Genomic DNA, 26,015 nt, shown 5'->3' on the forward strand with positions numbered 1-26,015 from the left:
TAGGGATTAACGCGAATATTTTTCAGCAAGCTCGACCAGCGTGCGCGCGCCGAAGCCCGTGGCCCCCGCGACGACCTCGTCGTAGACCTTCTCCGACCGCGCGGGGCCCGCGATGTCGAGGTGCGCCCACGGCACGTCGCCGGCGAACTTCTGCAGGAACAGCGCCGCCGTGATGCCGCCCGGGCCGGGCGGGCACTGCTTGTAGTCCGCGATCTCGCTGGTCACGGCCGCGACGTGCTCCTCGAGCAACGGCATCCGCCACCACTTCTCGCCGACCTTCGCACCCGCGTCGATCACGTTGGCCGAGATCTCGTCGGACGCGGTGAACACGGCGCCGGTGCGCAGCCCGAGCGACACCTTCATCGCACCGGTCAGCGTGGCGACGTCCACGATCAGGTCGGGCTTGAGGTTCTTCACCGCGTACGCCAGCGCGTCGGCCAGGACCATGCGGCCCTCGGCGTCGGTGTTCTGCACCTCGGTGGTCGCGCCGCCGTAGTGCCGCACGACGTCGCCCGGCCGGTACGACGAGCCGCTCACGTGGTTCTCCGCGCACGGCACGAGCCCGGTCACGCGGACCGGCAGGCCCCGCCTGGCCACGGCCAGCAGCGCGGAGATCACCGCGCCACCGCCCGCCATGTCGGTGCGCATGAGGTGCATGCCGTCCGCGGGCTTGATCGAGATGCCGCCGGTGTCGAACGTGATGCCCTTGCCGACGAAGACCAGGTGCGGGCCGGTGGTGCCGTACGTCAGCTCCAGGAACCGCGGCGGACGCGTCGATCCGCCCCCGACCGCCAGCACGCCGCCGAAGCCCTGCTGCGCCAGCCACTTCTCGTCGCGCACGACGGCGGACAGCCCGTCCTGCTTCTCCGCGAGCCTGGCGGCCGTGGTGGCGAGCCAGCGCGGGTCCTTGACGTTGGACGGCGTGTTCGCGAGATCACGGGCCAGCGAGGTGGCGGAGGCCAGCGCGTGGGCCTTCAGCGCGGCCGAGGTCAGCACCTCTTCGAAGCCGGTGTCTCCGGTGACGAGCCGGAGGGTTCCGACGCGCTTCGGGCTGTCCTCACCGGTGACCTTGAAGCGGTACCCGCCGAGCGCCACGCCCAGCACGAACGCGCGCACCTTGTCGGCGTCGAAGTCCGGGGTCAGCAAAACGTCGGCGCTCTTGGGCGCGTCGTCCCCGCTCAGCGCCCGCGCCAGCGACGCACCCGCCACGCGGTAGTCACCCAACGACCCGGTGCCGACACCGAGCGTCCAGGTCTCGTCGTGGCGCACCGTCTCGCCGGCCTTGCCGGTCAGGTCGGAGACGTCGATGCCGTCGCCGCCCGGTCCCAGCGCCGGTCCGGTGGCCACGAGCACGACCGCCGGAGTGTTGCGACGCGAGGTGGTGGACACCTCCACGTCGACGAGCTTGGTCGGCACTGACGGAACCGTCGACGCCACGACTGGACCTCCCCATGTATTAACGACCGCTCATTCTGGCTCAGTGCTGTGGCCGCCGGCGTCCGCCCCGTGTTTCGACGTTCAGACGGGTGGATCACGGTGCCGCCCCCGCGTCCTCACATCGGGCATGTGGGGGCGCGGGGGCGGTGCCGTGAGGCGCCCTGCTGAGCGCCGAAAGACGCGGTGGATGTCGGCGGCCACAGCACTGCTAGAACGAAGCGATGCCCCGGTCTCCACTGTGGAAACCGGGGCTCACGTGCTTCTCGCCGGGATGCCTCTCAGCCGGCGGCGGCCTTCAGCGCGTCGCCCAAGGCGCTGGCCTCGTCCGCCGACATCTCGACGACGAGGCGCCCACCACCCTCGAGCGGCACGCGCATGACGATGCCGCGTCCCTCCTTGGTGACCTCGAGGGGACCGTCGCCGGTCCGGGGCTTCATGGCCGCCATCGCGTGCTCCCTCCGTCAACATCTTCCCCGTCCGGCCAGGCCGGATCTGCTCCATTCTCCCCTATCGCGACTTGAGCGCGAAACCGAACCGATCTTTTGGCGAGTCCGGGTGACAGTTGTGGATCTTGACTTGTCCCTGATCAGTACCCGTTTTCACGACAAGGCAACACTTTCGGCACGGACGGACGGGCGGGACACGGTCTCGGGCGCGGCGTGACAGACTCAACAGGGTGCGAGCCCGTTCCGCGCTCTTCGACGTCTACGGCGGCCACCTGCGCGAACGCGGTGGTGCCGCCACCATCGCCGCCCTCGTCCGGCTGCTCGAACCCCTGGGGTTCGCCGCGCCGGCCGTGCGCACGGCTGTTTCCCGCACGGTCCGGCAGGGCTGGCTGCACCCCGTGCGACTGCCCGACGGACCGGGCTACGCGATGACACCTCGCGGGGAACGCAGGCTCGACGAGGCCGCCGCCCGCATCTACCGCACCGGGCCGTCCACGTGGGACGGTCGCTGGCACGTGGTGGTGCTGGAGGAGATGCCTGGCCGTGATTCGCGCGACCACCTGGCGTCGGAGCTGCAACTGCTCGGCTACGGCGCGCTCGGACCTGTGACGTGGATCGCCCCCCGCCCGTCGCCGGAGCTCACCGACGTGCTGGCCGCGGAGGGAGTTCCCGCACGAACTTTTCACGGTTCACACGACGGTGCGGACGCCGAGCTCGCCGCGAAGGCCTGGGACCTGGCCGAACTCGGCCGCGACTACGCCGCGTTCGTCGCGCAGTGGCGGGCGGCCGTGTCCGTTGTGGACGAAACCGACGACTCGGCAGCGTTCGCGTCCTCGCAGCAGCTGCTGCACGCGTGGCGGAAGTTCCTGTTCCGCGATCCCGGCCTTCCTGCTGAACTGTTGCCACCGGACTGGCCCGGCCACGCCGCAGCGTCGTTCTTCGACGAACAGACACTGCGGCTGGCGCCAGGCACGAGTCGTTTCGTGGACGAGTGCCTGCGGCCGGTTCGCAACGTTTCCACTGCTTGATGGAGGTCCAGTGTCCGAGCTCCTCGTCGACGACGCCGATGGTGTGCGCACGTTCACGTTCAACCGCCCCGAGTCGTTCAACGCCTTCACCATCGCGCTGAAGGAGTCGTTCCTCGAAGCGCTGCGGGAGGCTTCTGCCGACACCGCGGTGCGCGCGGTGGTGATCACGGGTGCGGGCAAGGCGTTCTGCGCGGGTCAGGACCTCAAGGAGCACATCGGCTTGCTGCAGGCCGGTGATCCCGCGCCGCTGCACACCGTGGAGAAGCACTACAACCCGATCGTGCGAGAGCTGATCGGCATGCCGAAGCCGGTGATCGCCGCGGTCAACGGCAGTGCGGCCGGCGCCGGTGCGTCGTTCGCCTACGCCTCGGACCTGCGCATCGCGGGCAGGTCGGCGAAGTTCCTGATGGCGTTCGCGAACGTCGGCCTGACCGCCGACTCCGGCGCGTCGTACACGCTGCCGCGGCTGATCGGGCACGGCCGCGCGATGGAGATGATGCTGCTCGCCCAGCCGGTCGGCGCCGAGGAGGCGTTGCGGGTCGGCATGGTCAACCAGGTCGTGCCGGACGAGGAACTGCTGTCCACCGCGCACCTGCTGGCCGCGAAGCTCGCCGCCGGCCCGACGACCGCGTACGCGAAGATCAAGGAAGCGCTGGCCGCGGCGGCGGACGGGACGCTGGAGGACGCGCTGGAGGCGGAGCGCCGCACCCAGGCCGACTGCGGGGCGACCGAGGACCACCGCGAGGCCGTCGACGCGTTCGTGAACAAGAGGGCGCCGAAGTTCATCGGCCGCTAGCCGTTGGCCATGAACGGCGCTTTTGTGGACCTGAGGTCCACAAAAGCGCCGTTCATGGCCAGCTCTTGGGCGTTTCAGCCACATCCCGGCCGACCCGAATGTAGCGTGGGTCACACAAGCTGCTCTGGGGGCGGCTGACTGGGGTGTGGCTGATGCATGTTCTCGATGAGATCGACGCGGCCGTCCGGCAACACACGGCCCGACAACTTCGACTGGCGCAGGCGCAGGCCGAACTGGCCTCGCGGCGCTTCACCGACGAGATCCCGGACGTCGTCCGCGTGACCGTCAACGGCACGGGCGAAGTCCTCCACATCGAGCTCGCGGCCGGCTGCCTGGACACAGGTCGCCGGCCGCACCTGCTCGGTGAGCGGATCACCAGAACGGTCACGAACGCGCGCAGGCTGGCAGCGACGGCCGGGCGCGAGGCACTGGCCGAGGTGATCGGCGAACAGGCTGCGAACTGGCTCGCCGGCAGCGCGGAACCGTTGCCGCGCAGCCGAAGCAGCCGGCCGAGCGACAAGAGCACCGAAGAGTACTTCGACGACAAGGATTCCGGCGGCTTTCTCGAGGAGCAGCCGTGGCTTCCCTGAACGAACTCGAAAACCTCGTCGCCGAACGAACGCGCGAGTTCCGGGCGCTCAAACAGAAAGCCGCGGAGCACAAGGTGATCGGCGAGCCGGTCGCGGGTGCCGGACTGGTCCAGGTGGACACCACCGGCCGGCTGGTCGGCATCGAGTTCGATCAGGAAAGGCTGCGGTCGCTGGACGAACGCCTCCTCGGCCGCCTGCTCGTCGACGCGATCAGGGCCGCGGAGGCGAAGGCCGCGACGGTGCGCGACGTACTGCTGGGGGAAACACCATGACTTCACCACCTGGCGGGATCATCGGTCCCGACCACCCGCTCGCCAAGCGCGGCAAGGAACTCGCGGGCTACCACGTCGTGCCGCGCCAGCTCGCGATCGCGGGCGACGAGCTCAAGTCCACCGCGAGCATGTTCACCGGCCGGGTCACCAGGGAGCTCGAAGCCACCCACCTCGGGCCGGACGACCTGGGTTTCCTCGGCAAGCAGGAGGACACGCCCACCGGTTACAACAGCGCGCTGCAGAAGTGCGTCGACCACTTCGGCACGCTCGCGAAGACGCTGGCGGCGGCCGGCGAGGTGCTCAACGAGGTCGCGGCCCACTACGCGGTGATGGACGACGAGTACTACAAGAAGTTCGGCCGCCTGGACGACGGGGAGTGACCATGGGCGCACCGGTCTGGCCGGACGAACAGGACCAGCAGATCCGCGACGTCGCCAACTACATGGGCGACAGCATGGCGATCGCGATGCTCGACAAGCTGCACGACATCCTCGGCGACGCTCCCCAGGTGGAGCACTACGCGGACGTCTGGGCTCCGAACACGATGGAGCTCCTGGCGACCGCCCAGGAGGACTTCGCCCTGTGCGTGTCGAACATCAACGACGTGTGGACCGGCGCCGCGGCCGACGAGTTCAAGGCCTGGGCGACGAAGTACAACAACTCGCTGACCGACTTCAAGGGCCTGATGGACGGCATGCGCAAGGGGTTGTTCGACTGCAGCAAGACGATCACCGAGGTCTACCGGATGGCGATCGACCTGGTCACCACCATCGCCTCGCAGATCGTCCGCGCGGCCGGCGGGATCCTCGGCTCGATCCCGAACGTCTTCGGGCTGGGCAACGTGATCGGCGGCCTGCTCGGCGCGTTCATCGAGCAGGCGGGCAAGCTGATCGGCGACGGGATCAAGCGAATGCAGGAGTTCCGCACGATCGTGTCCGAGATCGACAGCAAGGTCGCTTCGCTCGCCGACCTGGTGCCGATGGGGCACATGGTCGGCGAGATGGGCAACTGGGAGGTCAGGCCTGCGGCTTAGCGCGGAAGCAGGTGGCGATGTGGTCGTCGACCATCCCGGTGGCCTGCATCAACGCATAGCACGTGGTGGGGCCGAGGAACTTGAAGCCGCGGCGCTTCAGTTCCTTGGCCATCGCCTTGGACTCGTCGGTGATCGCCGGGACGTCGGCGATCGTGGCCGGCCTCTTCCGCTTGGCCGGCGCGAACGACCACAGCAGCGCGTCCAGGTCGACGTCGGTCTCCACGATCGTCCTGGCGTTGTGGATGGTCGCGTCGATCTTCATCCGGTTCCGGACGATGCCGGCGTCGGCCATCAGCCGTTCCACGTCCGCCGGCCCGAACTCCGCCACCAGCTTCGGGTCGAAGTCGAGGAACGCCGCGCGGAACGCGGGCCGCTTGCGCAGGATCGTGATCCACGACAGCCCGGATTGGAACGCCTCCAACGACATCCGCTCGTACAGGGCGTTCGTGCCGTGCAGCTCCACGCCCCACTCGGTGTCGTGGTAGTCGACGTAATCCGGGGTCGACGCACCCCACGGACAGCGTGAGAGCTCGGGGGAGGTCACCGGTACTCCTCGGCGAAACGGGCGAACCGCTGCAGCGACCGGCGCAGCATCAGCACGAAGAGCGGTTTCACCAGCGGGTAGAAGAACGGCACGTCGAGACGTTCCGTCCACACGAAACGGCTGCCGCGCACGGCGAACACGCCTGTCCCCCGCACAACGCGACCGAGGTGCTCGACCTCGACGGCGTGCGGCGGGTCCCAGCGCGTGATCCGCATGCGGTCGCTGACGCCGAACGTGACCGCGTCGATCTCGCTGCCGACCGACTCGCCGTCACCGGCGACGACCCTGACGCGAGTGCCGAAGACCCACTCGCCCTGGCGTTCCCAGTCGGTCATCGCTTTGAAGATCGTCGCGGGCGGCGCGGCCACCTGCACGGACAGCTCAAGTTCGGTCACTGCTCTCCAGCTCCTCGACGCGCGCCCGCAGCTCCCCGACCTCGGTCGCGAGCCGTTGCAGGACCCAGTCGACCTCGCTCATCTTGTAACCGCGGAACACCTGCTGGAACTTCAGCTCGCGCACGTCCTGCGCGGTGATGTCGTCAGACGGCAGCCGCGTCGGCGAGGCACCGGGCGGCAGCGGCGCGAGCTCCTCGCCGCGCCCGAACACCAACGCCGCGAGCAGGAACACCACTGCCGCGACGGCCACCATCACGATCAGGTAGATCAGGGCGTTGGTCACACGACGATCGTGGCACAGCTCAAGCAGCGGCGAGCGAGCAGACCGAGCCGAACGATCACGGTCCACGTGATCAGGCTCGCGATGCTCATCGGCAACGACTGCATCAGGCGCGAAGCGTCGACGTGCGCGGTGGCCGCGATGATCGCGATGTTGCCGAGCAGCACCACGCCGACGGCCAGGATCGCGATCGACGCGGCGAGCTTGGCCAGCAGTTTCGTGTCGTACGTCCGGGCCAGGATCCGGCCGAGCACCAACGCCACGAGGGCGATCCCGGACGCGACACCGCTGGCCAGGTCGTTGGCCTTGGCGATGAACAGGTACCAGGACGGCGGCATCGCACCGAAGTCCTGCCACGGCCCGATGAGCAACATCCGGCCGTACTCCCACGCCATGTGCGTCAACGGCAGGACGATCGCCAGCCAGATGAGCGTCCTCGTGCCGTACGCGACGGCCAGCTCGGCCTGGTACTCGTTCGCGATCTCCTTGACCGGCCCGAACTCCGCGACGGCACGTTGCCGGGCCTCGTCTTCGGACAGTCCTCGGTCGAGGTGCGCCCCGGTGGCGTCCTCCAGGCTGTCGCGGGTCTCGGTGAGCAGTTCCCGCACCTGCTTGCGGGAACCCTGCAACCGCGACCCGAGGTCGGTCACGTACCGCTCGATCAGGTCTGTGCCCACTTGCCCCCACCTCCCAGCACCCCGTCGATGACCGTCGTGAACTCGCGCCAGGCGCTGCGTTCGGCGTTGAGGGCCCGTTGCCCCGCCGAGGTGAGCTTGTACGTGCGGCGCTTGCGGCCACCGACCGTGCTCCAGTCGCTGACCACGTGCCCAGCGCGCTCCAGTCGGCGCAGCGCGGGGTAGACCGTGCCCGTCGGCAGGTCGAGCGCGCCGCCGCTGCCCTGCTGCAACGCCTCGATGATCGCGTAGCCGTGCAACTCGCGGCCGTCGAGCGTGGCCAGCAACAACGCGTCCAGATGACCACGCAGTGCGTCGGGCTTCATGAGTAGCGACTCTACTCATGTGACCACCCGCAGGGACCCCTGAGACGTCCCTGAGATCTCCCTGACTTCCCACCAAAAGGCGTGATGTGTAGCTGACCTACATATAGCCTCCCTACCCATGAGCGCAGTAGACCTCGCCAGACTCCAGTTCGCGTTGACGACGTCGTTCCACTTCCTGTTCGTGCTGCTCACGCTCGGCCTGGTCACCCTGCTCGTGATCATGCAGACGCGCTTCACGATCACCGGCGCGCCCGTGCACGAGCGGATGACGCGGTTCTGGGGCCGGATCTACGTGATCAACTACGCGCTGGGGATCGTCACCGGCATCGTCATGGAGTTCCAGTTCGGACTGAACTGGTCGGGGCTCGCGACCTACGCCGGCGACGTGTTCGGGGCGCCGCTCGCGATGGAGACGCTGATCGCGTTCTTCCTGGAGTCGACGTTCCTGGGGCTGTGGATCTTCGGCTGGGGCAGGCTCAACCGCTGGGTGCACCTGTCGCTGCTGTACCTGACTGCGCTCACCGCGTACGCGTCGGCGTTCTGGATCATGGCGGCGAACGGGTTCCTGCAGCACCCCGTCGGCTACCGGGTGGAGGGGAACGTCCTGCGGCTCGACGACTTCTCGGCGTTGCTCAGCAATCCGACGTTCAACTCCGCGCTGATGCACGTGATCTTCGCGTCGATCACGGTCGGCGGCGTGTTCATGACCGGGGTGTCGGCGTACCACTTCATCAAGCGGACGCCCGAGGTCGACTTCTTCCGGCGGTCGCTGCGGATGGGTGTGATCACGACCGCGCTCGCCACGCCGTCGCTGATCGGGGCCGGGTTCGCGCAGTTCCCGATCATCGCGAAGTTCCAGCCGGGCAAGACCGAGGCCACGCCGTGGGTCGGGGCGCCGCTCGGGTTCATGATCCTGATCGGGATGACGCTGACGATGGTCAGCTGGATCACCCTGCCCCTGCTCATCAAGGACGCGGTGATCCGGATGAGATTCCCGTTGTACCTCATGGTGATCGGTATTCCGCTGCCGTTCCTGGCGGCCATCTTCGGCTGGGTGTTTCGCGAGGTCGGGCGGCAGCCGTGGCTGATCTACGGGCTGCTCAGGACCGAGGACGCGGTGTCCCATGTGGAACCGCAGCAGATCCTGTTGTCGCTCATCGTCTTCACGTCCCTGTTCGTGCTGCTGGCCTGCGTTGACTGGGCGTTGATCGCACGCGCGGTCCGTCGTGGTCCGGACGTCGCGCCCGCTCCCGTTTCGCCGTTGGTGGTGACGCTCTGATGGAAACCCTCTGGCTCGTCGTGCTCGGCACGCTGACCGTCGGCTATTTCGCGTTGGCCGGCTTCGACTACGGCACCGGGTTGCTGCTGCCGTTCCGCCGCGAAGAAGCGTTGCACCGCATGACGCCGTTCTTCCTGGGCAACGAGGTGTGGCTGGTCGCCGCGATCGGCGTGCTGTTCGCGGCGTTCCCGCGGCTCGAAGGCGAGCTCCTGTCCGGCGCACACAGCACGTTCACGCTGGTCCTGGCCGGATTGGTGCTGTTCATGGCCGCGGTGCAGCTGCGGTTGTGGTGGTGGCTGGTGTTCTCCGGTGCGCTGATGGTCTCGGTCGGCTGGGGGCTGTTCCTGGCGCACCTGCTCGGAGCGCCCTGGCCGGTCGCGCTCGTCATGCCCGTGCTGTTCGCGCTGCACGGCTGGGTGTTCCAGACTGGGAAGTGGTCGCTGTTCCCGATCACCGCGCTGCTCTGCGCTTTGCCGATCCCGGTCGCGTTCAGCTCGATCGACACGGCCGGGCTGATGGCGCACACCGACACGCTGGGCCTGCTCGCGTGGGTCGCGATCCCGATCATCCCGCTGGTGGTGGTGCTGCAATGGTCGATCGTCGCCATCTCCTCGCGCTGATCCCGATCCCGTTCCTGGTGCTGGCCCAGGCCGAACTCCTGGCGTCGGTGATCAGTGGCGGCGGCGGACTTCTGTTGCTGTGTCTGGTCATCGGCGCGCGGGTGGTCGTGTGGTGGGTCCACCGCGAGTGGGCGCACCGGGCTGCCGAACGCACCCGCGCGCGGCTGAGACAGGCGTTCCTGCGCGAGCCGGGCACGAAAGCCGGCGAGGTCGCCACGCTGGTGACCCGTGGCGTGCACGACGTGACGCCGTACGTCGTCGGCTATCTGCCGCAACAGGTTCTGGCGGTCGCGGTACCGCTGGCGGTCGTCACCAGACTGGCCTTCGCAGATCTGATGGCAGCCCTGACGATCCTGCTGACGCTGCCGTTGATCCCGATCTTCGGCGCGCTGGTGGGCGCGCACACCCGTGAGCGAACCGCCCGCCAATGGGCCGCACTGGCCACGCTCGGCGGGCACTTCCTCGACGTGGTCAAGGGCATCGGCACGCTGAAGGCGTTCGGACGGGCCGAGGCGCAGTCCACGACCGTCCGGCAGCTGGCCGCGCAACACCGGACCGAGACGATGTCCGCGCTCAAAGTCGCGTTCCTGTCGGCGTTCGTGCTGGAACTGGTCGCGACGATGTCGGTGGCCATGGTCGCGGTGCCGGTCGGGCTCAGGCTGCTCGGCGGCGGGGTGCCGCTGCACACCGCGCTCCTCGTACTTTTCCTCGCCCCGGAGGCGTTCCTGCCGCTCAGGGCCGCCGGAGCGCAGTACCACGCGAGCGCGCAGGGCCGGGAAGTGCTCGCCAAACTGCCCGCGACGACCGACCACTCCGGCCTGACCCCGCCGGACCTGTCCCAGGCCGAGATCGTGTTCGACGACGTGAGCGTCCGCAGCCTCAAGAACTTCTCGCTCACCATCAAGCCCGGCGAACGGATCGCGCTGGTCGGTCCGAGCGGTGCGGGCAAGAGCACGGTTCTCGGGCTGCTGCTGGGGTTCGTGCAGCCTGACGACGGCCGCGTGCTCGTCGGCGGCGTCGACCTCCGCAAGATCGACAGGGCTCGGTGGCTGGAAGCGCTGTCGTGGGTCCCGCAACGGCCCACGCTCGTCCCCGCGAACCTCTCGTCCGGCGAGCAGCAACGGGTCGCGCTCGCCAAGGCGCTGGACCGCCGGCACGCCGAGTTGTTCCTGCTGGACGAACCGACCGCGCACCTCGACGCGGAGACGGAATCCCTGGTGCTGCAAGCGACCCGGGAGTTCACCAGAGGCCGCACCGCCGTGATCGTGGCGCACCGGCCAACGCTGCTCAACGAAGTCGACAGGGTGGTGACGGTGTGAAGCTCGCGATCTTCGTCGGCACGCTCGCCGAACTGGCGGGCGTCGGCCTCACCGCGACGGCGACCTGGCTGATCATGCGCGCCGCCGAGCACCCGCCGATGCAGGCACTGACCGTGGCGATCGTCGCGGTCCGCACGCTCGCGCTCGCCAAGGGCGCCCTGCGCTACCTCGAACGCCTGACCAGCCACCAGGCCGTGCTCAGCGAGGCCGTCGAACTGCGCGGCCGGGTCTACGACGACCTCGTGCACCGCCGGCACGTCCCGTCCGGCACGGCGCTCACCCGCATCGTCACGAACGTCGACCAACACCTGGACACCAAGCTCCGCACCACCCTGCCGTGGATCACCGCGGCGCTGGTGAGCGCGGTGGCAGCGGTCTTTTCGCTCCCTCTCGCGATCGGCCTGCTGATCAACGTCGTACTGCTTCCGTGGCTCGCGATCCGCAACCCGCAAGACCTCACTCCGTTGCGCGCCAAGCTGACCGAACAAACCACCGAACTGGTCCACAGCAAAGAAGAACTGATCGCCTACGGCCTGTTCGACGAAAAACTCCACGCAGCGACCAGAACCGCGAAGGAGCTGTCCCGCAAGGAACGCACCCGCGATCTGACCCCGCTCGCGATCGCCGTCCAGTTCGGCGCGGCACTCCTCATGCTCGCCCAGCACGAACCCGCGTGGCTCATCATGGCCGCCGTCGCGACGTTCGAGATCACTATCCCGCTCGCCGCCCTCAGCAAGCCAAGGCCGGAACCGACCGACGAACCCGAACCGCCCCACCACTCGGAAGCCCCGCCGCTGCACGGCAAAACCGCGATCGTCGGCCCGAGCGGCGCGGGCAAGACCACGCTGCTCAACGCCATCGCGCACCAGCTGGAACCGAGCAAAGGCGCGCTGGCCGACGCACACGTCTTCCACACCACGGTCCGCACGAACGTCCTGCTCGCGAAACCCGATGCCACGCAGGAAGAACTGGAGCGAGCGGCCGCGACGACCGAACTCGACCTCGACTGGGACCAGGTCGTCGGCGAACGCGGCGAGGAGATCTCCGGCGGCCAGCGCCAGCGTCTGATCCTCACCAGATCAGTGCTGGCGAACCCGGAGGTCCTGCTCATGGACGAGCCGACGGAAGGCCTAGACCCCGTCCAGGCCGACCGCGTGCTCGCGAAGGTCCTCGACAACTGCCAGGGCACGGCTCTGGTCGTGACCCACCGCGAAGAACAGCTAGGACTCTTCGACCACGTGCATCATCGGGGGCCGGTCAGCCACGAGCACGTCGGTCGAGTCGGGTAGCCACTCGCCGCCGACCTGCACGAACTGCGTCAGCGGCCCGGCTTCCGCACCAACCCCGCAGCGGGCCAGCGCCGTCCCCATGATCTGCGAGGACATCACCCCGAGCTGCAGCAACGACCGGTTCCGGTGCTTGCGCACACCCAGGTTGACCTGTGCCAACGCCGGCAGTCCGTAAATCCGGTGCACGTCGAGCAGCAGTCCGATCTCCACCCCGTACCCGGCCGCGAACGGCACGGACTCCAAAAAGGACCGGGTGGCCGCGTACTCACCGCCGAGCGGTTGCACCACACCGGAAAGCTCCGGCCGCAACGTGTTCAGCAACGGCCGCGCCACCAACTCGGTGACCCGGCCACCGCCGGAACTCTCCAGCCGCAACGGCCGCCGGTAGAACCCCTTCACCAGATGCACATCGGCGTCCAGCAATAACGGCCCCAGCAACGCGGTCACGAACGCCGTCTCCGGATCCACCAGATCGGAGTCGAGAAACACGATCAGGTCCCCGGTGGTCGCGGCCAACGACCGCCACAACACCTCGCCCTTACCGGGCAACGGTTCCAGCCACGGCACCACGTCGGAACGCAACACCACTCGCGCCCCGGCCTCGGCCGCGACGGCGACAGTCCGGTCGGTCGATCCGGAGTCCATCACCACCAGCTCGTCGACGAGGGTGCCGAGCAACGGCCGGACCACGGCGACCACGTCGCCGACGGTGTCCTCCTCGTTCAACGCGGGCAGGACGACGGACACGGTCCGGCCGCGCTTCAGGGCCACCAGCTCGTCGACGGTCCAGGACGGCTGCTGCCAGGTGTGCGTGGCGAACCAGGCTTCGACGGAGGGCAGCATCAGGCGAGCGCCCGCACCGCTCGGGCCGGCGGACGGGTTCCCGTCACGCTCGCGACCATCTCCACGACCTTCCTCGCCTGCCGCACGTCGGATGCACGAACGGCGCGTGCTCCGGACATCGCAGCCACTGTCGCAGCCGCGAGAGTGAAATCCTCATCCCCTGGCGGGATCGTCACCACATCCAACGTTTCGGACAGCTTCGGCAATTCCAGATCACCGTCGAATTCGACGATGTCCGCGCCGTCATCAATGGCCTGTTTCAAGGAATCCGCGCTGGTCAGATGCGCAACGACCAGCACGCGGTCTTTCGGCAGCTCAGTGACGCGGAATCGGTTCACGCCACCCAGCGTAAACAGTGAGCTGGCTCACAGCTTCTTGCTACCCGCGAGTAGCAATCTGGTTTACTCCCCAGTAACAACCCTGTGTGATCTACGTCATGGTCAAGGAGGACCAGCGTGCGACGATCACTTGTTCCAGTCCTGGTACTCCTCTCAACCCTGCTCGGTGCTCCGGCTGCCGTCGCGGCCCCCGGACACCAGATCTCCTACGAAACGATCCCCGGCGTCGGCGGCACGTCACTGAAAGCCTTCGTCGTCGAACCCACCGGTCAGGGCAGCGGCCCCTTCCCGCTGCTCGTCATGCCGTCCAGCTGGGCGGTGCCGGACATCGAGTACGTCGGCGCGGCGGCCAAGCTCGCCAAGGAGTCCGGCTACGTCGTGGTGAGCTACACCAGCCGCGGCTTCTGGGACTCCGGCGGCGAGATCGACATCGCCGGTCCGGAGACGGTCGGTGACGTCAGCAAGGTCATCGACTGGGCGATCGCGAACGCCCACGCCGACGGCACCAAGGTCGGCGCGGCCGGGATCTCCTACGGCGCCGGGCAGTCCCTGCTGGCGGCGGCGAACGACCGGCGCATCAAGGCCGCGGCCGCGCTGAGCACGTGGACCGACCTGGCCCGCTCGCTCTACCCGAACAACACCGTCAGCAAGCAGGCCGTCGAGCTGCTGCTGGCCGCGGGACACGCCACCGGACGTCCTGGACCCGTTCTCCAGGAAGCCGAGGACGCCTACCGCGACGGCAGGTTCTGGGAGGTCGTGCCGATCTCCGCGGGACGGTCGGCGTCCTCGAAGATCGACCAGATCAACGCCAACGGCACCGCGGTGATGATCGGCAACGCCTGGAACGACGGCCTCTTCGCACCGGGTCAGGTCGCGGACTTCTACGGCAGGCTCACCGGTCCCAAGCGGCTCATGCTCTCGCCGGGTGACCACGCCACCGCCGAACTCTTCGGCGCGGCAGGGTTGCCCAACGAGATCTGGGAGTCGGTCGGCCGCTGGTTCGACCGTTACGTCAAGGGCTCGGCCAACGGCATCGACGCCGAACAGCCGGTGCAGCTCAAGCCCAACAACGGCGGCTCGTGGCAGAAGTTCGGCGCGTGGCCGGCGGGCAACGCCGACACCGTGCAGCTCGACGGCAGGAAGATCTACGCGGGCTGGAACACGGTCGCCGACAGCGGCACGGTCCTGCTCTCCGGTGCCCTGCAAGGGTTCCTGAACATCCCGACCGGGGTGGCGCTGCCGTTCATCGACCGCAACGTCGCGGGCGTGTGGAGCGGACCCCAGTACCCGAGGGGCGCGACGCTCGCCGGCACACCGAAGCTCAAGCTGCAGGTCACGCCCAGCGCGGAAACCACCACGCTGTTCGCGTACCTGTACGAGGTCGGGCCGCTGGGCCTCGGCGCGTTGATCACGCACAAGCCGGTCAAGGTGACCGGCGCGGGCCGCACGCAGACGCTCGACGTGGAACTCGAGCCGACGACGTGGAACGTCGGTGCCGGCAACCGGCTGGCGCTGGTGATCGACACGGCCGACCCGCGCTACCTCACCGAATCGACGCGTGGCTCAACCGTCACCTTCGGACCGTCGAGCCTCACGGTTCCGAAGGCGTAAGAATGTCCGGGTGGACTTCACCCGGCAGCAGGTGCTCTTCCACCGGATCCATCAGCACGAACTGGACCGGCGGGTCTCCGACGCGGCCGAACTGGCGGTGTTCGCCCTGGGCATCCAGGACAACACCTCCGGTTCGGCCGTGCTGAGTCTCGCCGCCAGACTCGCTGAGCCGGCGGTGGACGACTTCGTCCTGACCTGGTCCGTGCGCGGCGCTCCGCACCTGCACCGAGCCGGTGAGCTGAAGGCGTTCTCCCGCGCACTGTGGCCGTGGAGCGACGCCGACGCCCGTGCCCGCGCGTCCCGCCCGAAGGTGGACGACATGGTGGACGCGCTGCGGCACATCGCCACCGCGATGAGGTCGATCGTCACCAAGCCGATGACCAAGGGCGAGGTGAGCAAGGCCCTGACCCCGTTGGCGCCCAAGCAGACGATCGAACCGTGCCGCGGCTGCCAGACCGACCACGTGAGCGACTCGATCTTCCGGCTCGGCGCGCTCCCCGCGGGCCTGCGGATCCTCCCGGAGGAGAAGACCGTCACGTTCGAGCGCGTCCACGGCTGGCCGGGCGTGCCGCGCAAGACCGCGGGCTTCGACGAGCTGATCCACCGCTACCTGACGTTGCACGGCCCCGCCGGACCGTCCGAAGTGGCCAGTTACTTCGGCACGACCACGCGCGAGGTCAAGAAGCAGTGGCCCAAAACCGGTCTGGTCGAGGTCACCGTCGAGGGCCACCAGGCCTGGCTGCCGGAGGACCTGGAGATCGCCGACGCCGAACCACCGGACGTCCGCCTGCTCCCGCCGACCGACCCGTACCTGCAGGCCCGCGACCGGGACCTGCTGCTGCCGGACAAGGCCGCGCAGAAGGACATCTTCCGCATCCTCGGCCGGCGCGGCGCGATCCTGGTGGACGGCGAGATCGCGGGCTCCTGGCAGGGCAGGGTGGTGTCCGGCAAGCGTTTCGAGGTCACGGCCACGCCGTACCGCCCGCTGCCGGACCTCCTGCCGGAGGCCCAGATCCTGGCTCAGGCCAAGGGACTAGACGACGCAGGCGTCAAGAGCAACTGACACGTCGTCCGTCACGACCAGCGATTCCAACGCGGCGTGCGAGACAAAACCCTTGTCCCGCAACTCGGTCAGCCACTCGACAAGTCCTTTGTAGTGGTTGTCGACATCGAGCAGCACGACCGGCTTGGTGTGCATGCCCAGCACCCCCGCCGTCCACACCTCGAAGAACTCCTCGGCGGTACCGATGCCGCCGGGCAGCGTGAGGAACGCGTCCGCCTTGTCGTCCATCATCTTCTTGCGCTCGCGCATGGTGTCGACGACGTGCAGCTCGGTCGACTCGCGGTCGGCGATCTCCCTGGTGGCCAGGCCCTTGGGAATCACACCGTACGTGTGCGCCCCACCGGCCCGCGCCTCCCGAGCCACCGCGCCCATCATCGACGTCTGCCCGCCACCCCAGACGAGGTGCCAGCCACGAGCCGCGATCTGACGCCCCACCTCGGCCGCGAGGTCGACATAACTCTGCGGAACGGTCGCGAGACTCCCGCAATAAACAGCGACATACATCAGTGCGTGTCCGCCCATGCCTGGTGCGCTTCCTTGACCACGCGCACCGCGTCCTCGATGTCGTCGGTGAGGTGCAGCAGCGCGAGGTCCTTCTCCCCGACCTTGCCACCTTCCAGCACCGAGCTCTTGATCCAGTCGTAAAGCCCCTGCCAGTACTGCGTTCCGAACAGCACGACCGGGAACTTGGTGACCTTCTTCGTCTGCACGAGCGTCAACGCCTCGAACAGTTCGTCCAGCGTGCCGAAACCACCCGGCAGGCAGATGAACGCCTGCGAGTACTTGATGAACATCGTCTTGCGCACGAAGAAGTACCGGAAGTTCACCCCGAGGTCGACCCACGGGTTCAACCCCTGCTCGAACGGCAGCTCGATGCCGAGCCCGATCGAGAACCCACCGGCCTCCGAACACCCGCGGTTGACGGCCTCCATCGCGCCGGGCCCACCCCCGGTGATGGCCGCGAACCCGGCCTGCGCCAACGCCGCGCCGAGATCCCGCCCGAGCTGGTACTCGGGATGATCCCGCCCGGTCCGGGCCGACCCGAACACCGTCACCGCACTGGGCACCTCGGCCAGTGCCCCGAAACCCTCGACGAACTCGGCCTGAATCCGCAGCACCCGCCACGGATCCGTGTGCACCCAGTCCGAAGGCCCTCGCGAATCCAGCAACCGCTGGTCCGTGGTGGTCAGCTCGTCCCTGCGGTCCCGCCGCAACACGACAGGCCCCCGCATCTTCTCCCTGGGACGCTCGTCCACCACGCCGTTCTCGTTTTCCGTCATATGAACTCCTCCGAGGAGACCCCGTCCGTCAGGGCGGGGAGGAATCGGGCCCCTGCGGAGCAGGAGCGGGACGGCCATGCCGCCGTCACAGCGATACAGCGTCTGCGACCCGTCCGCATGGGGCACATTGCAGCTGGGTAGCTTGTGAAAGATGAATGGGCAGGTGAAGCGGGCGTTTCGGTACCGCTTCTATCCGAGCGATGCGCAGGCGGCGGAGTTGTCGCGCACGTTCAGGTGTGTCCGCAAGGTGTACAACCTGGCGCTGCAGGCCCGCACTGAGGCATGGACGCAGCGTGGAGAACGCGTCGGTTACGGGGCCACGTCGGCGCTGCTGACCGCATGGAAACGTACCGAGGAACTCGCGTTTCTGGCCGAGGTGTCGGCAGTGCCGCTGCAGCAGGCGTTGCGGCACCTGCAGACCGGATTCACGAACTTCTTCGCCAAGCGTGCGCGGTATCCACGGTTCAAGTCGCGGAAGAAGTCGCGCGCCTCGGCCGAGTACACGCGTTCGGCGTTCCGATGGCGTGACGGGACGCTGACACTGGCGAAGATGTCCGAGCCGCTGGACATTCGTTGGTCGCGGCCGCTGCCGGAGGACGCAGTGCCCTCGACCGCGACCGTGTCGCGGGACGCGGCCGGACGTTGGTTCGTGTCCCTTCTGTGCGAGGACTCCAGTGTGACACCGTTGCCCAACACCGATTCGGTGGTGGGAATCGATGTCGGTCTCGATCACCTGCTGGTCATGTCGACCGGGGAGAAGATCGGCAATCCCCGGCACGAGCAGCCGGGTCGGAAGGCACTGGCGAGGGCGCAGCGGGCGTTGTGCCGCAAGCAAAGGGGCAGCCGCAACCGAGAGAAGGCCCGCGTCAGGGTCGCCCGTACGCATGCCCGCATTGCCGATCGGCGTACCGACTTCCTGCACAAGATCACCGCTCGGCTCGTGCGTGAAACCCAAACGCTCGTGGTCGAGGATCTGGCCGTGTCGAACATGGTCGTCAACCGGCGCTTGGCCCGGGCGATCGGTGATGCGGGCTGGCGGCAGTTCCGTCAATTGCTGGAGTACAAAGCAAAGTGGTACGGGCGGGACGTGATCACCGTGGATCGCTGGTTCCCGTCGTCCAAGCTGTGTTCGGTCTGCGGCGCGCTCGCGGTGGAAATGCCGTTGCACGTGCGCACGTGGACCTGTGGCTGCGGCGCGACCCATGACCGGGACGTGAACGCGGCGCGCAACATTCTGGCCGCCGGGCTGGCGGTGACAGTCTGTGGAGCCGGTGTAAGACCTCAACGGAACACTCCGGGCGGGCGGTCGGTGACGAAGCAGAAAACCCTCCGGCGCGAGCCGTAGGAATCCCCTTCATTCCTGAAGGGGAGGAAGTCAACACTGAGATATTAGTGATCAGGCAAGCAAAAATCGCTTAAGCACGTCGAAACACCCGGTGATCTGCTGTACCGGCACGTTCTCTTCCTGCGTGTGCGCCAACGTCGGATCCCCAGGCCCGAAATTCACCGCGGGCATCCCCAACGCCGCGAACCGAGCCACGTCAGTCCACCCGAGCTTCGCCACCGGCGTCCCTCCGGCAGCCACGACCAACTCCTGCGCGGCGGGCGCGTGCAACCCGGGCAGTGCCCCAGCGGCGAAGTCCGTGACCACGACCTCGAACCCCTCGAACACCTCACGCAGGTGCTGCTCGGCCTGCTCCACAGTCCGATCCGGCGCGAACCGGTGGTTGACCGTGAGCACGCACTCGTCCGGCACCACGTTCCCGGCCACCCCACCGCTGATCTTCACGGCCTGCAGCCCCTCGTGGTACCGGCACCCGTCGATCTCAGGCTGCCGAGGCACATACGCCTCCAGCCGCCGCAACGCCTCGCCCATGCCGTGAATGGCGTTCTGCCCCATCCACGCCCGAGCCGTGTGCGCCCGCTTCCCCGCCGTCCGGATCTCGATCCGCATGGTCCCCTGACACCCGGCCTCGACCGTCCCGTTGGACGGCTCGCACACGATCGCCAGGTCTCCCCGCAACCACTCCTCGAGCTCCCGCTGAATCCGCGTGAGCCCGTTGCGCTCGGCCTCGATCTCCTCGCAGTCGTAGAACACGAACGTCAGATCGTGCCGCGCACCTTCACTCAACGCCGCGATGGCGAGCATGACCGCGTCGCCACCCTTCATGTCCACGGTCCCGCACCCGTGCAACACATCGCCCTCGCGCCGGCTGGGAAAGTTCTGGTTGATCGGCACCGTGTCCAGGTGCCCGGCAAGCACGACCCGCCGCGCCCTGCCCAGATTCGTCCTGGCGAGCACCGCGTTCCCCGAACGAGTGATCTCCAACTGCGGCGCATGCGCCCGCAACGACCGCTCGACGAGATCCGCGATCTCCGCCTCCTCCCCGGACACGCTGCGCACATCCACCAACGCGGCAGTCAACTCAACGGGATCGGCCAGCAGATCAAGGGTGTCGGACACCCCGCCACCCTACTGACCCGACTTGGGCACTACCCCATTCGGCCGATACGGTGCGCAGCGTGATCAAGCGCACACTCCTGGTCATCTCCCTGTTCCTCCTGCCCACCGGCTGCGGCGAGCCCCCTGCCGCCTGCGACCGCCAGTGCGGCGAGATCCGAACCCTCTTCACCGCCCCCTGCGGCTCCCAGCACAGCGGCACGCCGGCCGACTGCGCGGCCTGGGTGACCAACGTGAGCACCATGACCCGCAAACTGGACAAGGCGCTGCAAGGCAAACAGATCAAGCCCGCCGTGAGCGAAGTCCTCCCCCGCCTGATGACCGCAGTGGGCGACTTCGAGGCACACGAGTGCGGCGAAGTGCGCGCGGACAACGTCTCCAGCGCCGACGCCCGCCAGTCGAAGTGCAACGAAGCCCTGATCGCCACGCGCGGAGACCTGGGCTCCCTCTACTTCTCAGCGGACGTCCCGGACTGACCAACCCCGCGTGCGCTTCGGCACGAGTCGCGGGCGTGGTCCGAGCACCGGACTAAGCTGTGTGGCCGTGAGCACCGCATACGGCATCGGCTTGGCCACTGTGACCCCGGACGGCACCGTCCTCGACACCTGGTACCCGTCCCCCGTCCTGGGCGAGACGACGGACGCGGGCACCGTCCGCCTGTCGTCCACCGAGATCGCGGAAGCCCTCGGCGAGTCCGCGGCCAAGCTCCTCGGCGAGGACCCGGAGCGCGATGTCGAGGTCGTCGGTGTGCGGGTGGCCATCGATCTGGAAGCGGCCCCTCGCGACACCTACGACGTCTGGCTGCGCCTGCACCTCCTGAGCCACCGCCTGATCCAGCCTCACGGCGCAAACCTGGACGGCCTCTTCGGCCTGCTCACCAACGTGGTCTGGACGAACCACGGCCCCTGCGCGGTGGACGGCTTCGAACAGACCCGCGTCCGCCTGCGCACCCGCGGCCCGGTCACGGTCTACGGAGTCGACAAGTTCCCCCGCATGGTCGACTACGTGGTCCCGTCCGGCGTGCGGATCGCCGACGCCGACCGAGTCCGTCTGGGCGCCCACCTGGCCGCCGGCACCACGGTCATGCACGAGGGCTTCGTCAACTTCAACGCCGGCACCCTCGGCAACAGCATGGTCGAAGGCCGGATCTCCGGCGGCGTGGTCGTGGGCGACGGCTCGGACGTGGGCGGCGGCGCCTCGATCATGGGCACCCTCAGCGGAGGTGGCAAGCAGGTGATCTCCGTGGGCGAGCGTTGCCTGCTGGGCGCCAACGCCGGTCTCGGCATCTCGCTGGGCGACGACTGCGTGGTCGAGGCCGGCCTCTACCTCACCGCCGGCACGAAGGTCACGCTCCCCGACGGCGAGGTCGTCAAAGCCATCACTTTGAGCGGACAATCGAACCTGCTGTTCATCAGGGACTCTGTGACCGGCACGGTCCGGGTGAAGCCGCGCAAGGGCACCGGCGTCGTGCTGAACGCCGCTCTGCACGCGAACGACTGAGAACGCTTTTAGGGAGATAGACGGTGTCTCGGGCCCGGTCTGCTGAGGCAGGCTGGGCCCGTGCCGTCTTCCGCGCCGGCCCAAGGAGGTGCACGTGCTGAAACAGCGACTCGAGTTGAACGCTCGCGCCGCGATCGAGCGTGCCTTGGAGGGGGCGCAGTCCGAGGACTCGTTCGTGGAGTTCAAGACCCAGTGGCCGATCGACCACGGCAAGGCCGCACGTCAGATCGCCGCGCTCTGCAACGCGGCCAGGGGCTCCGAGGCCATGTGGATCGTCGGCGTCGACGAGAAGGGCCGCTACGTCAAGGGCGCGCCGGCCGAGGAACTGTCGAGCTGGTGGCCCAGGGTGGAAAGCCATTTCGACGGCGTGGCGCCGGGGCTCACCACGGTGGCGTTCGACTGGGCGCCAAGAAGAACCGTCGTCGTCCTGAGCCTGCAGACCGACAACGCGCCGTACGTCTTCGTCACGAAGAAGGAGCCCTACAGCAGGGAAATCCCGTGGCGCTCCGGCGAACGCACGCGCTCAGCACGTAGAGGCGAGGTCCTGGAACTTCTGGTCCCCAAGCTGGACATGCCGGGCTGGGAGTTCGTCAGCGCCAGAGCCACCCTCAGCCAGCACTCCCCGACGCTGCGGTTCGAGGGCGACCTCTACCTGGAAACGAACCAGCCGCTGTCGTTGCCGCACCACCGTTGCCACTCGTACGCGACGTACGGCCTGGACAGCGAAACAGTCGACCTGGCCTTCAGCTTCCGCACGAACACACGGGACGTACGGGCGGTCGAGAGAGTAGTGAGAGTCGCCGAACCGGCCGTGCTCCACGTCAGCGCGGACGCCGACGTGGAACTCGACGCGTTCCAGGACCTCTGGGATCTGCACTGGCACCTGGTGCTGGGCCTCGGCCTGAGCGGCGAGGAGATCAGCACGTCAGTACGGCTCACCACCGATGCCGTGCCACCCAACCAGTTCACCCGCAGGGTCTGGTCGGCCCTCAAGCCTTGAGGCGCTCCACCGCGGCGGCGATCCGCTCGTCCGTAGCGGTCAGAGCGATCCGCACGTGCTGGGCGCCGGCCGGTCCGTAGAACGTGCCGGGAGCCGCGAGAATCCCGCGGTCGGCCAGCCAGGAGATCGTCTCCCAGGCGTCCTCACCGCGCGACGACCACAGGTAGAGCCCTGCCTCGGAGTGCGACACGGTGAACCCGGCCGCCTCCAGCGCGGGCTTCAGCACCTCGCGGCGAGCCAGGTAGCGGGCCCGTTGTTCGACGACATGCGTGTCGTCTTCGAGGGCCGCCCGCATGGCTTCCTGCACGGGCCGGGGCACGATCATCCCGGCGTGCTTGCGAAGCTCCAGCAAACCTGAGATCAGCTCCGGGTCACCGGTGATGAACCCGGCCCGGTAGCCCGCCAGCGACGACGACTTCGACAGCGAGTGCACGGCGAGCACGCCGTCGAAGGAGTCCACAACGGACGGATGCAGCACCGACACCGGCGAGGCGTCCCACGGCAGAGCCAGGTAGCACTCGTCCGACGCCACCACCGCACCGACCGCACGAGCAGCGGCAACGGCGTCGCGAAGCTGCGCTGCCGACAGCACCCGCCCGGTCGGGTTCGACGGCGAGTTCAGCCACACCAGCTTCGTGCCGGCGGGTGGCAGTTCGCCGTCGGCCAGGCGCACGACGGTGGCCCCCGCCAGCAGCGCGCCCACCTCGTAGGTCGGGTACGCCACGGAGGGGACGGCCACGATGTCGCCGGGCCCGACGCCGAGCAGGGTCGGCAGCCACGCCACGAGCTCCTTGGAGCCGATCGTGGGCAGCACCGCGCTCGCCGGCAGCCCGACGATCCCGTAGCGCCGCTCGACGGCGGCGACGAAGGCCGCGCGCAGCTCGGGCGTGCCGTGGGTGGTCGGGTAGCCGGGGATGTCAGCGACCGACGACAGCGCGGACTGGATCACCGCGGGAACCGGGTCGACGGGCGTGCCGACGGACAGGTCGACCACGCCACCGGGGTGCTTGCGCGCCTTGGCGGCGTGATCGGCCAACGAGTCCCACGGGAAGTCCGGCAGTGCCGGACCCCTGCGTTGGATGATCAATGCCCCTCAGCCTGCGGTTCGAGCACCTTGATGAACTCGGGGTCGGCGCTGACCTTGCCGACCTTCGACGCGCCGCCGGGCGAACCGAGCTCGTTGAAGAAGTCCACGTTCGCCTTGGTGTAGTCCTTCCACTCGTCGGGGACGTCGTCCTCGTAGTAGATGGCTTCCACCGGGCACACCGGCTCGCACGCGCCACAGTCCACGCACTCGTCGGGGTGGATGTAGAGCATCCGGTCGCCTTCGTAGATGCAGTCGACGGGGCACTCTTCGATGCACGCCTTGTCGAGCACGTCCACGCACGGCTGGGCGATCACATAGGTCACTGCGCTCTCCAACTTCATCTGGTCACACCGCGCAAGCCGGAGAGTACGCGGCACGTTCGAGTATCACCCGGTCAGGCCTGCCTTAGCTGCACGGTGTGCCACGTCACATGACCTACTGGGAAAATCGCTGGCCGATGCAGTGAGGATGAACGTGTGCACACCGTGGATCACCTGGAATCGCTCTGCGCGCGAGCATGGCCCGTCCTGACCGAAGTTCCGCTCGGGGACTGGTTGATGCGCGCGGCCAACGGCTTCACCGGCCGCGCCAACAGCACGCTGACCTGCGGCGATCCCGGCGTGCCGATTCCACGCGCATTGGGTGCGGTCGAAGGGTTCGCGCGTGAGCACGGCATCAAACCCACCGCGCACGTGGTCATCGCCTCAGCTCACGAACAGGCGATCGAGGCCGCGGGCTGGCACGTCGATCTCGATCACCCCGGCGGCGCGGAGTCGCTGGTGATGACCGGTCCGCTGGAGAAGTTCGCCGACGGCGTAGCCGAGAGCCGTGATCTTCCCGGATGGTGGGAACTCGCGGCCGGATCCGAGGTCTCCGCCGCCCAACGGCACGTGCTCGGCAGCGGCGGCAACGTGTGCTTCGCGAGCACCGCCGAGAACGGCACCGTGGTGGCCGCTGTGCGGGGCGCGGTGGTCGAGGACGTGTTGCACGTCGCCCGGCTCGCCGTGCGGCCGTCACATCGCCGTCAGGGCCTCGCAAGGCGGCTCATGGGCGAGGTGGCGGGCTGGGGCCTGGAGCAGGGTGCCACGACGTGCGTGCTGCAGGTCGCGGAGCACAACGACCCGGCGATCCGGTTGTACGAGGAGCTCGGCTGCACCGAGCACCACCGCTACCGCTACTGGGTGCCGGCGGTCTCGTAGAGGCCGGGCCGGTTGGCCGCGTTGCGCGCCATCACGGCGCCCACGGCCACCGCGCCCGTCATCGCGCCACCGCCGAACATCAGCAGCCCGCGCCAGTCCTGCAGCAGCACCGCCTGCCCGGTGATGCCGCCCGGCTCCAGGTAGCCGAAGACCATCAGCGCCAGGAACCACACGAGCAGCGGCAGCGCGGCGGTCAGCACCCGTTCGGACAGCTCGGCCGCCCACGACACCAGCACCGGGGTCGTGACGGCGGCCACCACGATCATGATCGGGAACGGGAAGTCGCCCAGCTTCGGCAGCAGCGTGCCGTCGAAGCGCAGGGGCAGGAACATCGTTTCCAGCACGGCGAGCGCTGCTGCCTCGACGCACAGAAGCAGCAGCAGACCGACTCGCGTGCTACCGGTCACCCAGTCCTCCGAACAGATCTGTGGCCGCGCCGTCCGCCGACCCCTTGGCCAGCACGTAGAACTCACCGCCGACCAGCGGCTGCGCGATGTTGTTCGACAGCGCGTACCCGTCGTCCCACACACTGACCTGCGTCGAGTGTGCCCGCAACGCGCGGCGCTTGGCCGTCAGGTGCTCGGAAACGTCGACAACCGTTGTGATCTCTTCATCCGGCGTCACCGGCAGCTCACCGGGTTCCGGCAGCCGGAACGCGTCCGGCACGTTCTCCAGCGCCCGCACGCCGGCGTTCGTGGCGTCGCGGGAGGTCACCGCGTAGAAGACCCGCTCGACCTCGGACACCTGGGCACACGCGGCCACGGTGATCTCGTGCGCGCGGATGTGATCCGGGTGGCCGTAGCCGCCGAACGCGTCGTAGCTCACGACGACCTGGGGCTTGACCTCGCGCAGGATCTCGACCAGCTGGGCGGTCTGGTCTTCCAGGGAGCCCTGGACGAACGCGCGCGGGTGCGCGTTGGAGGGCACGTCGACCATGCCGGAGTCGCGCCAGCGGCCGATGCCGCCGAGGAATCTGTGGTCCGTCACGCCGAGTGCGGCGCAGGCTGATCTCAGCTCACCCACTCGGTACCCGCCCAGCTGGTCGGCGGCGTCGGCGGCCAGGTGCGCCAGCGCGGGCGGGATGATCTCGCCCTCTTCGCCCAGCGTGCAGGTGACGACAGTGACGTGCGCGCCTGCTGAGGCGTAGCGAGCGATCGTGCCGCCTGTCCACAGACTCTCGTCGTCGGGATGGGCATGCACGAACAGCAACCGTGGTGGGGCAGTCAGCGTCACTGAATCAGAGTAAAGGCCGCCCTCATCAGTTGATAAAGGCGGCCTTTGCTAAGGATCTCATTTGGTCGGTGA

General features: G+C 68.3%; 33 protein-coding genes. 17 read left to right on the forward strand and 16 right to left on the reverse strand.

Annotation, left to right across the window (positions count from 1 at the left end; genetic code table 11):
• Nucleotides 1–6 precede the first annotated feature (6 nt).
• Nucleotides 7–1,416, reverse strand: a complete 1,410-nt coding sequence (locus tag B0F77_RS11030; RefSeq protein WP_245847950.1) for a leucyl aminopeptidase family protein — start codon at nt 1,414–1,416, stop codon at nt 7–9.
• A 299-nt stretch (nt 1,417–1,715) separates the two neighbouring features.
• Nucleotides 1,716–1,883, reverse strand: a complete 168-nt coding sequence (locus B0F77_RS11035) for a DUF3117 domain-containing protein (protein WP_065914675.1) — start codon at nt 1,881–1,883, stop codon at nt 1,716–1,718.
• Between the two features lie 230 nt (nt 1,884–2,113).
• Between B0F77_RS11035 and B0F77_RS11040 the strand changes: the two genes are divergently transcribed.
• The 6 genes from B0F77_RS11040 (at nt 2,114) to B0F77_RS11065 (ending at nt 5,602) form a co-directional block, all read left to right on the forward strand.
• Nucleotides 2,114–2,911 (forward strand): PaaX family transcriptional regulator, encoded by a 798-nt coding sequence (locus tag B0F77_RS11040; RefSeq protein ID WP_086662746.1) that lies wholly within the window; start codon nt 2,114–2,116, stop codon nt 2,909–2,911.
• 10 nt (nt 2,912–2,921) lie between these two features.
• A complete protein-coding gene (locus B0F77_RS11045) occupies nt 2,922–3,707 on the forward strand; it encodes an enoyl-CoA hydratase-related protein (RefSeq protein ID WP_086662747.1) in 786 nt (261 codons plus the stop codon).
• A gap of 152 nt (nt 3,708–3,859) precedes the next feature.
• On the forward strand, nt 3,860–4,297 hold the full coding sequence (locus tag B0F77_RS11050; protein WP_143466671.1) for a YbaB/EbfC family nucleoid-associated protein: 438 nt from the start codon (nt 3,860–3,862) through the stop codon (nt 4,295–4,297).
• On the forward strand, nt 4,285–4,569 hold the full coding sequence (locus tag B0F77_RS11055) for a YbaB/EbfC family nucleoid-associated protein (RefSeq protein WP_086662749.1): 285 nt from the start codon (nt 4,285–4,287) through the stop codon (nt 4,567–4,569). Before B0F77_RS11050 ends, B0F77_RS11055 begins: the two co-directional genes overlap by 13 nt.
• Entirely contained in the window at nt 4,566–4,949 is a 384-nt protein-coding gene (locus tag B0F77_RS11060) for a hypothetical protein (protein WP_086662750.1), read from the forward strand. Before B0F77_RS11055 ends, B0F77_RS11060 begins: the two co-directional genes overlap by 4 nt.
• A 2-nt stretch (nt 4,950–4,951) precedes the next feature.
• Nucleotides 4,952–5,602 carry a hypothetical protein gene (locus tag B0F77_RS11065; RefSeq protein WP_086662751.1) on the forward strand — a complete coding sequence of 217 codons (651 nt, stop codon included), beginning with the start codon at nt 4,952–4,954 and terminating at the stop codon, nt 5,600–5,602.
• On the opposite strand, the gene B0F77_RS11070 is transcribed toward B0F77_RS11065, so the two are convergent.
• Genes B0F77_RS11070 through B0F77_RS11090 form a run of 5 tightly spaced genes read right to left on the reverse strand, consistent with a single transcriptional unit; the run spans nt 5,586 to nt 7,821 of the window.
• On the reverse strand, nt 5,586–6,146 hold the full coding sequence (locus B0F77_RS11070; protein WP_086662752.1) for a DNA-3-methyladenine glycosylase I: 561 nt from the start codon (nt 6,144–6,146) through the stop codon (nt 5,586–5,588). The genes B0F77_RS11065 and B0F77_RS11070 overlap by 17 nt on opposite strands.
• Complete coding sequence (locus B0F77_RS11075; RefSeq protein WP_086662753.1) at nt 6,143–6,541, reverse strand: SRPBCC family protein; 399 nt, start codon at nt 6,539–6,541, stop codon at nt 6,143–6,145. Before B0F77_RS11075 ends, B0F77_RS11070 begins: the two co-directional genes overlap by 4 nt.
• A complete protein-coding gene (locus tag B0F77_RS11080) occupies nt 6,528–6,824 on the reverse strand; it encodes a DivIVA domain-containing protein (RefSeq protein ID WP_086662754.1) in 297 nt (98 codons plus the stop codon). Before B0F77_RS11080 ends, B0F77_RS11075 begins: the two co-directional genes overlap by 14 nt.
• Nucleotides 6,821–7,498 (reverse strand): permease prefix domain 1-containing protein, encoded by a 678-nt coding sequence (locus B0F77_RS11085; RefSeq protein WP_086662755.1) that lies wholly within the window; start codon nt 7,496–7,498, stop codon nt 6,821–6,823. The genes B0F77_RS11080 and B0F77_RS11085 overlap by 4 nt, the downstream gene beginning before the upstream one ends.
• Nucleotides 7,483–7,821 carry a PadR family transcriptional regulator gene (locus B0F77_RS11090; protein ID WP_086662756.1) on the reverse strand — a complete coding sequence of 113 codons (339 nt, stop codon included), beginning with the start codon at nt 7,819–7,821 and terminating at the stop codon, nt 7,483–7,485. Before B0F77_RS11090 ends, B0F77_RS11085 begins: the two co-directional genes overlap by 16 nt.
• A 118-nt stretch (nt 7,822–7,939) precedes the next feature.
• On the opposite strand from B0F77_RS11090, the gene B0F77_RS11095 reads away from it, so the two are divergent.
• The 4 genes from B0F77_RS11095 to B0F77_RS11110 are packed head-to-tail and all read left to right on the forward strand — an operon-like array spanning nt 7,940 to nt 12,328.
• Nucleotides 7,940–9,100, forward strand: a complete 1,161-nt coding sequence (locus tag B0F77_RS11095) for a cytochrome ubiquinol oxidase subunit I (protein WP_086662757.1) — start codon at nt 7,940–7,942, stop codon at nt 9,098–9,100.
• Entirely contained in the window at nt 9,100–9,720 is a 621-nt protein-coding gene (locus B0F77_RS11100; protein WP_086662758.1) for a cytochrome d ubiquinol oxidase subunit II, read from the forward strand. Before B0F77_RS11095 ends, B0F77_RS11100 begins: the two co-directional genes overlap by 1 nt.
• Nucleotides 9,690–11,039, forward strand: a complete 1,350-nt coding sequence (locus B0F77_RS11105; RefSeq protein ID WP_086662759.1) for an ABC transporter ATP-binding protein/permease — start codon at nt 9,690–9,692, stop codon at nt 11,037–11,039. Before B0F77_RS11100 ends, B0F77_RS11105 begins: the two co-directional genes overlap by 31 nt.
• The gene (locus B0F77_RS11110) at nt 11,036–12,328 is read left to right on the forward strand and encodes an ATP-binding cassette domain-containing protein (protein ID WP_086662760.1); all 1,293 of its coding nucleotides are present in this window, start codon (nt 11,036–11,038) and stop codon (nt 12,326–12,328) included. Before B0F77_RS11105 ends, B0F77_RS11110 begins: the two co-directional genes overlap by 4 nt.
• On the opposite strand, the gene B0F77_RS11115 is transcribed toward B0F77_RS11110, so the two are convergent.
• Together B0F77_RS11115 and B0F77_RS11120 are read right to left on the reverse strand one after the other, a co-directional pair.
• Nucleotides 12,260–13,171 (reverse strand): glucosyl-3-phosphoglycerate synthase, encoded by a 912-nt coding sequence (locus tag B0F77_RS11115; protein ID WP_086662761.1) that lies wholly within the window; start codon nt 13,169–13,171, stop codon nt 12,260–12,262. The two genes, B0F77_RS11110 and B0F77_RS11115, sit on opposite strands and share 69 nt — an antisense overlap.
• Nucleotides 13,171–13,509 (reverse strand): hypothetical protein, encoded by a 339-nt coding sequence (locus B0F77_RS11120; RefSeq protein ID WP_143466672.1) that lies wholly within the window; start codon nt 13,507–13,509, stop codon nt 13,171–13,173. The genes B0F77_RS11115 and B0F77_RS11120 overlap by 1 nt, the downstream gene beginning before the upstream one ends.
• A 117-nt stretch (nt 13,510–13,626) precedes the next feature.
• On the opposite strand from B0F77_RS11120, the gene B0F77_RS11125 reads away from it, so the two are divergent.
• Nucleotides 13,627–15,120 carry a CocE/NonD family hydrolase gene (locus B0F77_RS11125; RefSeq protein ID WP_086662763.1) on the forward strand — a complete coding sequence of 498 codons (1,494 nt, stop codon included), beginning with the start codon at nt 13,627–13,629 and terminating at the stop codon, nt 15,118–15,120.
• A 10-nt stretch (nt 15,121–15,130) separates the two neighbouring features.
• Complete coding sequence (locus B0F77_RS11130) at nt 15,131–16,183, forward strand: winged helix DNA-binding domain-containing protein (protein WP_158102665.1); 1,053 nt, start codon at nt 15,131–15,133, stop codon at nt 16,181–16,183.
• Here B0F77_RS11130 and B0F77_RS11135 read toward each other — a convergent pair.
• Nucleotides 16,154–16,705 (reverse strand): LOG family protein, encoded by a 552-nt coding sequence (locus B0F77_RS11135; RefSeq protein WP_211293747.1) that lies wholly within the window; start codon nt 16,703–16,705, stop codon nt 16,154–16,156. The two genes, B0F77_RS11130 and B0F77_RS11135, sit on opposite strands and share 30 nt — an antisense overlap.
• Entirely contained in the window at nt 16,687–17,463 is a 777-nt protein-coding gene (locus B0F77_RS11140) for an LOG family protein (protein ID WP_086662765.1), read from the reverse strand. The genes B0F77_RS11135 and B0F77_RS11140 overlap by 19 nt, the downstream gene beginning before the upstream one ends.
• 151 nt (nt 17,464–17,614) lie before the next feature.
• Here B0F77_RS11140 and B0F77_RS49685 point away from each other — a divergent pair, with 151 nt between their 5' ends.
• The gene (locus B0F77_RS49685; RefSeq protein ID WP_086662766.1) at nt 17,615–18,808 is read left to right on the forward strand and encodes an RNA-guided endonuclease InsQ/TnpB family protein; all 1,194 of its coding nucleotides are present in this window, start codon (nt 17,615–17,617) and stop codon (nt 18,806–18,808) included.
• 51 nt (nt 18,809–18,859) lie between these two features.
• Here the strand turns inward: B0F77_RS49685 and dapE are convergent, their stop codons facing one another.
• Nucleotides 18,860–19,927, reverse strand: a complete 1,068-nt coding sequence (dapE, locus tag B0F77_RS11150; protein ID WP_086662767.1) for a succinyl-diaminopimelate desuccinylase — start codon at nt 19,925–19,927, stop codon at nt 18,860–18,862.
• A gap of 59 nt (nt 19,928–19,986) precedes the next feature.
• Here dapE and B0F77_RS11155 point away from each other — a divergent pair, with 59 nt between their 5' ends.
• From B0F77_RS11155 to B0F77_RS11165, 3 genes are all read left to right on the forward strand, one after another.
• A complete protein-coding gene (locus B0F77_RS11155) occupies nt 19,987–20,400 on the forward strand; it encodes a hypothetical protein (RefSeq protein ID WP_143466673.1) in 414 nt (137 codons plus the stop codon).
• Nucleotides 20,401–20,467: 67 nt separating this feature from the next.
• The gene (gene dapD, locus B0F77_RS11160) at nt 20,468–21,424 is read left to right on the forward strand and encodes a 2,3,4,5-tetrahydropyridine-2,6-dicarboxylate N-succinyltransferase (protein WP_245847953.1); all 957 of its coding nucleotides are present in this window, start codon (nt 20,468–20,470) and stop codon (nt 21,422–21,424) included.
• 94 nt (nt 21,425–21,518) lie between these two features.
• A complete protein-coding gene (locus B0F77_RS11165; protein WP_143466674.1) occupies nt 21,519–22,424 on the forward strand; it encodes a hypothetical protein in 906 nt (301 codons plus the stop codon).
• Here B0F77_RS11165 and dapC read toward each other — a convergent pair.
• Complete coding sequence (gene dapC, locus B0F77_RS11170; protein ID WP_086662883.1) at nt 22,414–23,505, reverse strand: succinyldiaminopimelate transaminase; 1,092 nt, start codon at nt 23,503–23,505, stop codon at nt 22,414–22,416. The two genes, B0F77_RS11165 and dapC, sit on opposite strands and share 11 nt — an antisense overlap.
• A 2-nt stretch (nt 23,506–23,507) precedes the next feature.
• On the reverse strand, nt 23,508–23,834 hold the full coding sequence (gene fdxA / locus B0F77_RS11175) for a ferredoxin (RefSeq protein WP_086662771.1): 327 nt from the start codon (nt 23,832–23,834) through the stop codon (nt 23,508–23,510).
• 153 nt (nt 23,835–23,987) lie between these two features.
• Between fdxA and B0F77_RS11180 the strand changes: the two genes are divergently transcribed.
• The gene (locus B0F77_RS11180; protein ID WP_169730920.1) at nt 23,988–24,710 is read left to right on the forward strand and encodes a GNAT family N-acetyltransferase; all 723 of its coding nucleotides are present in this window, start codon (nt 23,988–23,990) and stop codon (nt 24,708–24,710) included.
• Here the strand turns inward: B0F77_RS11180 and B0F77_RS11185 are convergent.
• Together B0F77_RS11185 and mshB are read right to left on the reverse strand one after the other, a co-directional pair.
• The gene (locus B0F77_RS11185) at nt 24,686–25,117 is read right to left on the reverse strand and encodes a hypothetical protein (RefSeq protein ID WP_086662772.1); all 432 of its coding nucleotides are present in this window, start codon (nt 25,115–25,117) and stop codon (nt 24,686–24,688) included. The two genes, B0F77_RS11180 and B0F77_RS11185, sit on opposite strands and share 25 nt — an antisense overlap.
• The gene (gene mshB, locus B0F77_RS11190; RefSeq protein ID WP_086662773.1) at nt 25,107–25,943 is read right to left on the reverse strand and encodes an N-acetyl-1-D-myo-inositol-2-amino-2-deoxy-alpha-D-glucopyranoside deacetylase; all 837 of its coding nucleotides are present in this window, start codon (nt 25,941–25,943) and stop codon (nt 25,107–25,109) included. The genes B0F77_RS11185 and mshB overlap by 11 nt, the downstream gene beginning before the upstream one ends.
• Between the last annotated feature and the right edge of the window lie 72 nt (nt 25,944–26,015).

Source organism: Lentzea kentuckyensis (assembly GCF_002150765.1).
GTDB lineage: Bacteria > Actinomycetota > Actinomycetes > Mycobacteriales > Pseudonocardiaceae > Lentzea > Lentzea kentuckyensis.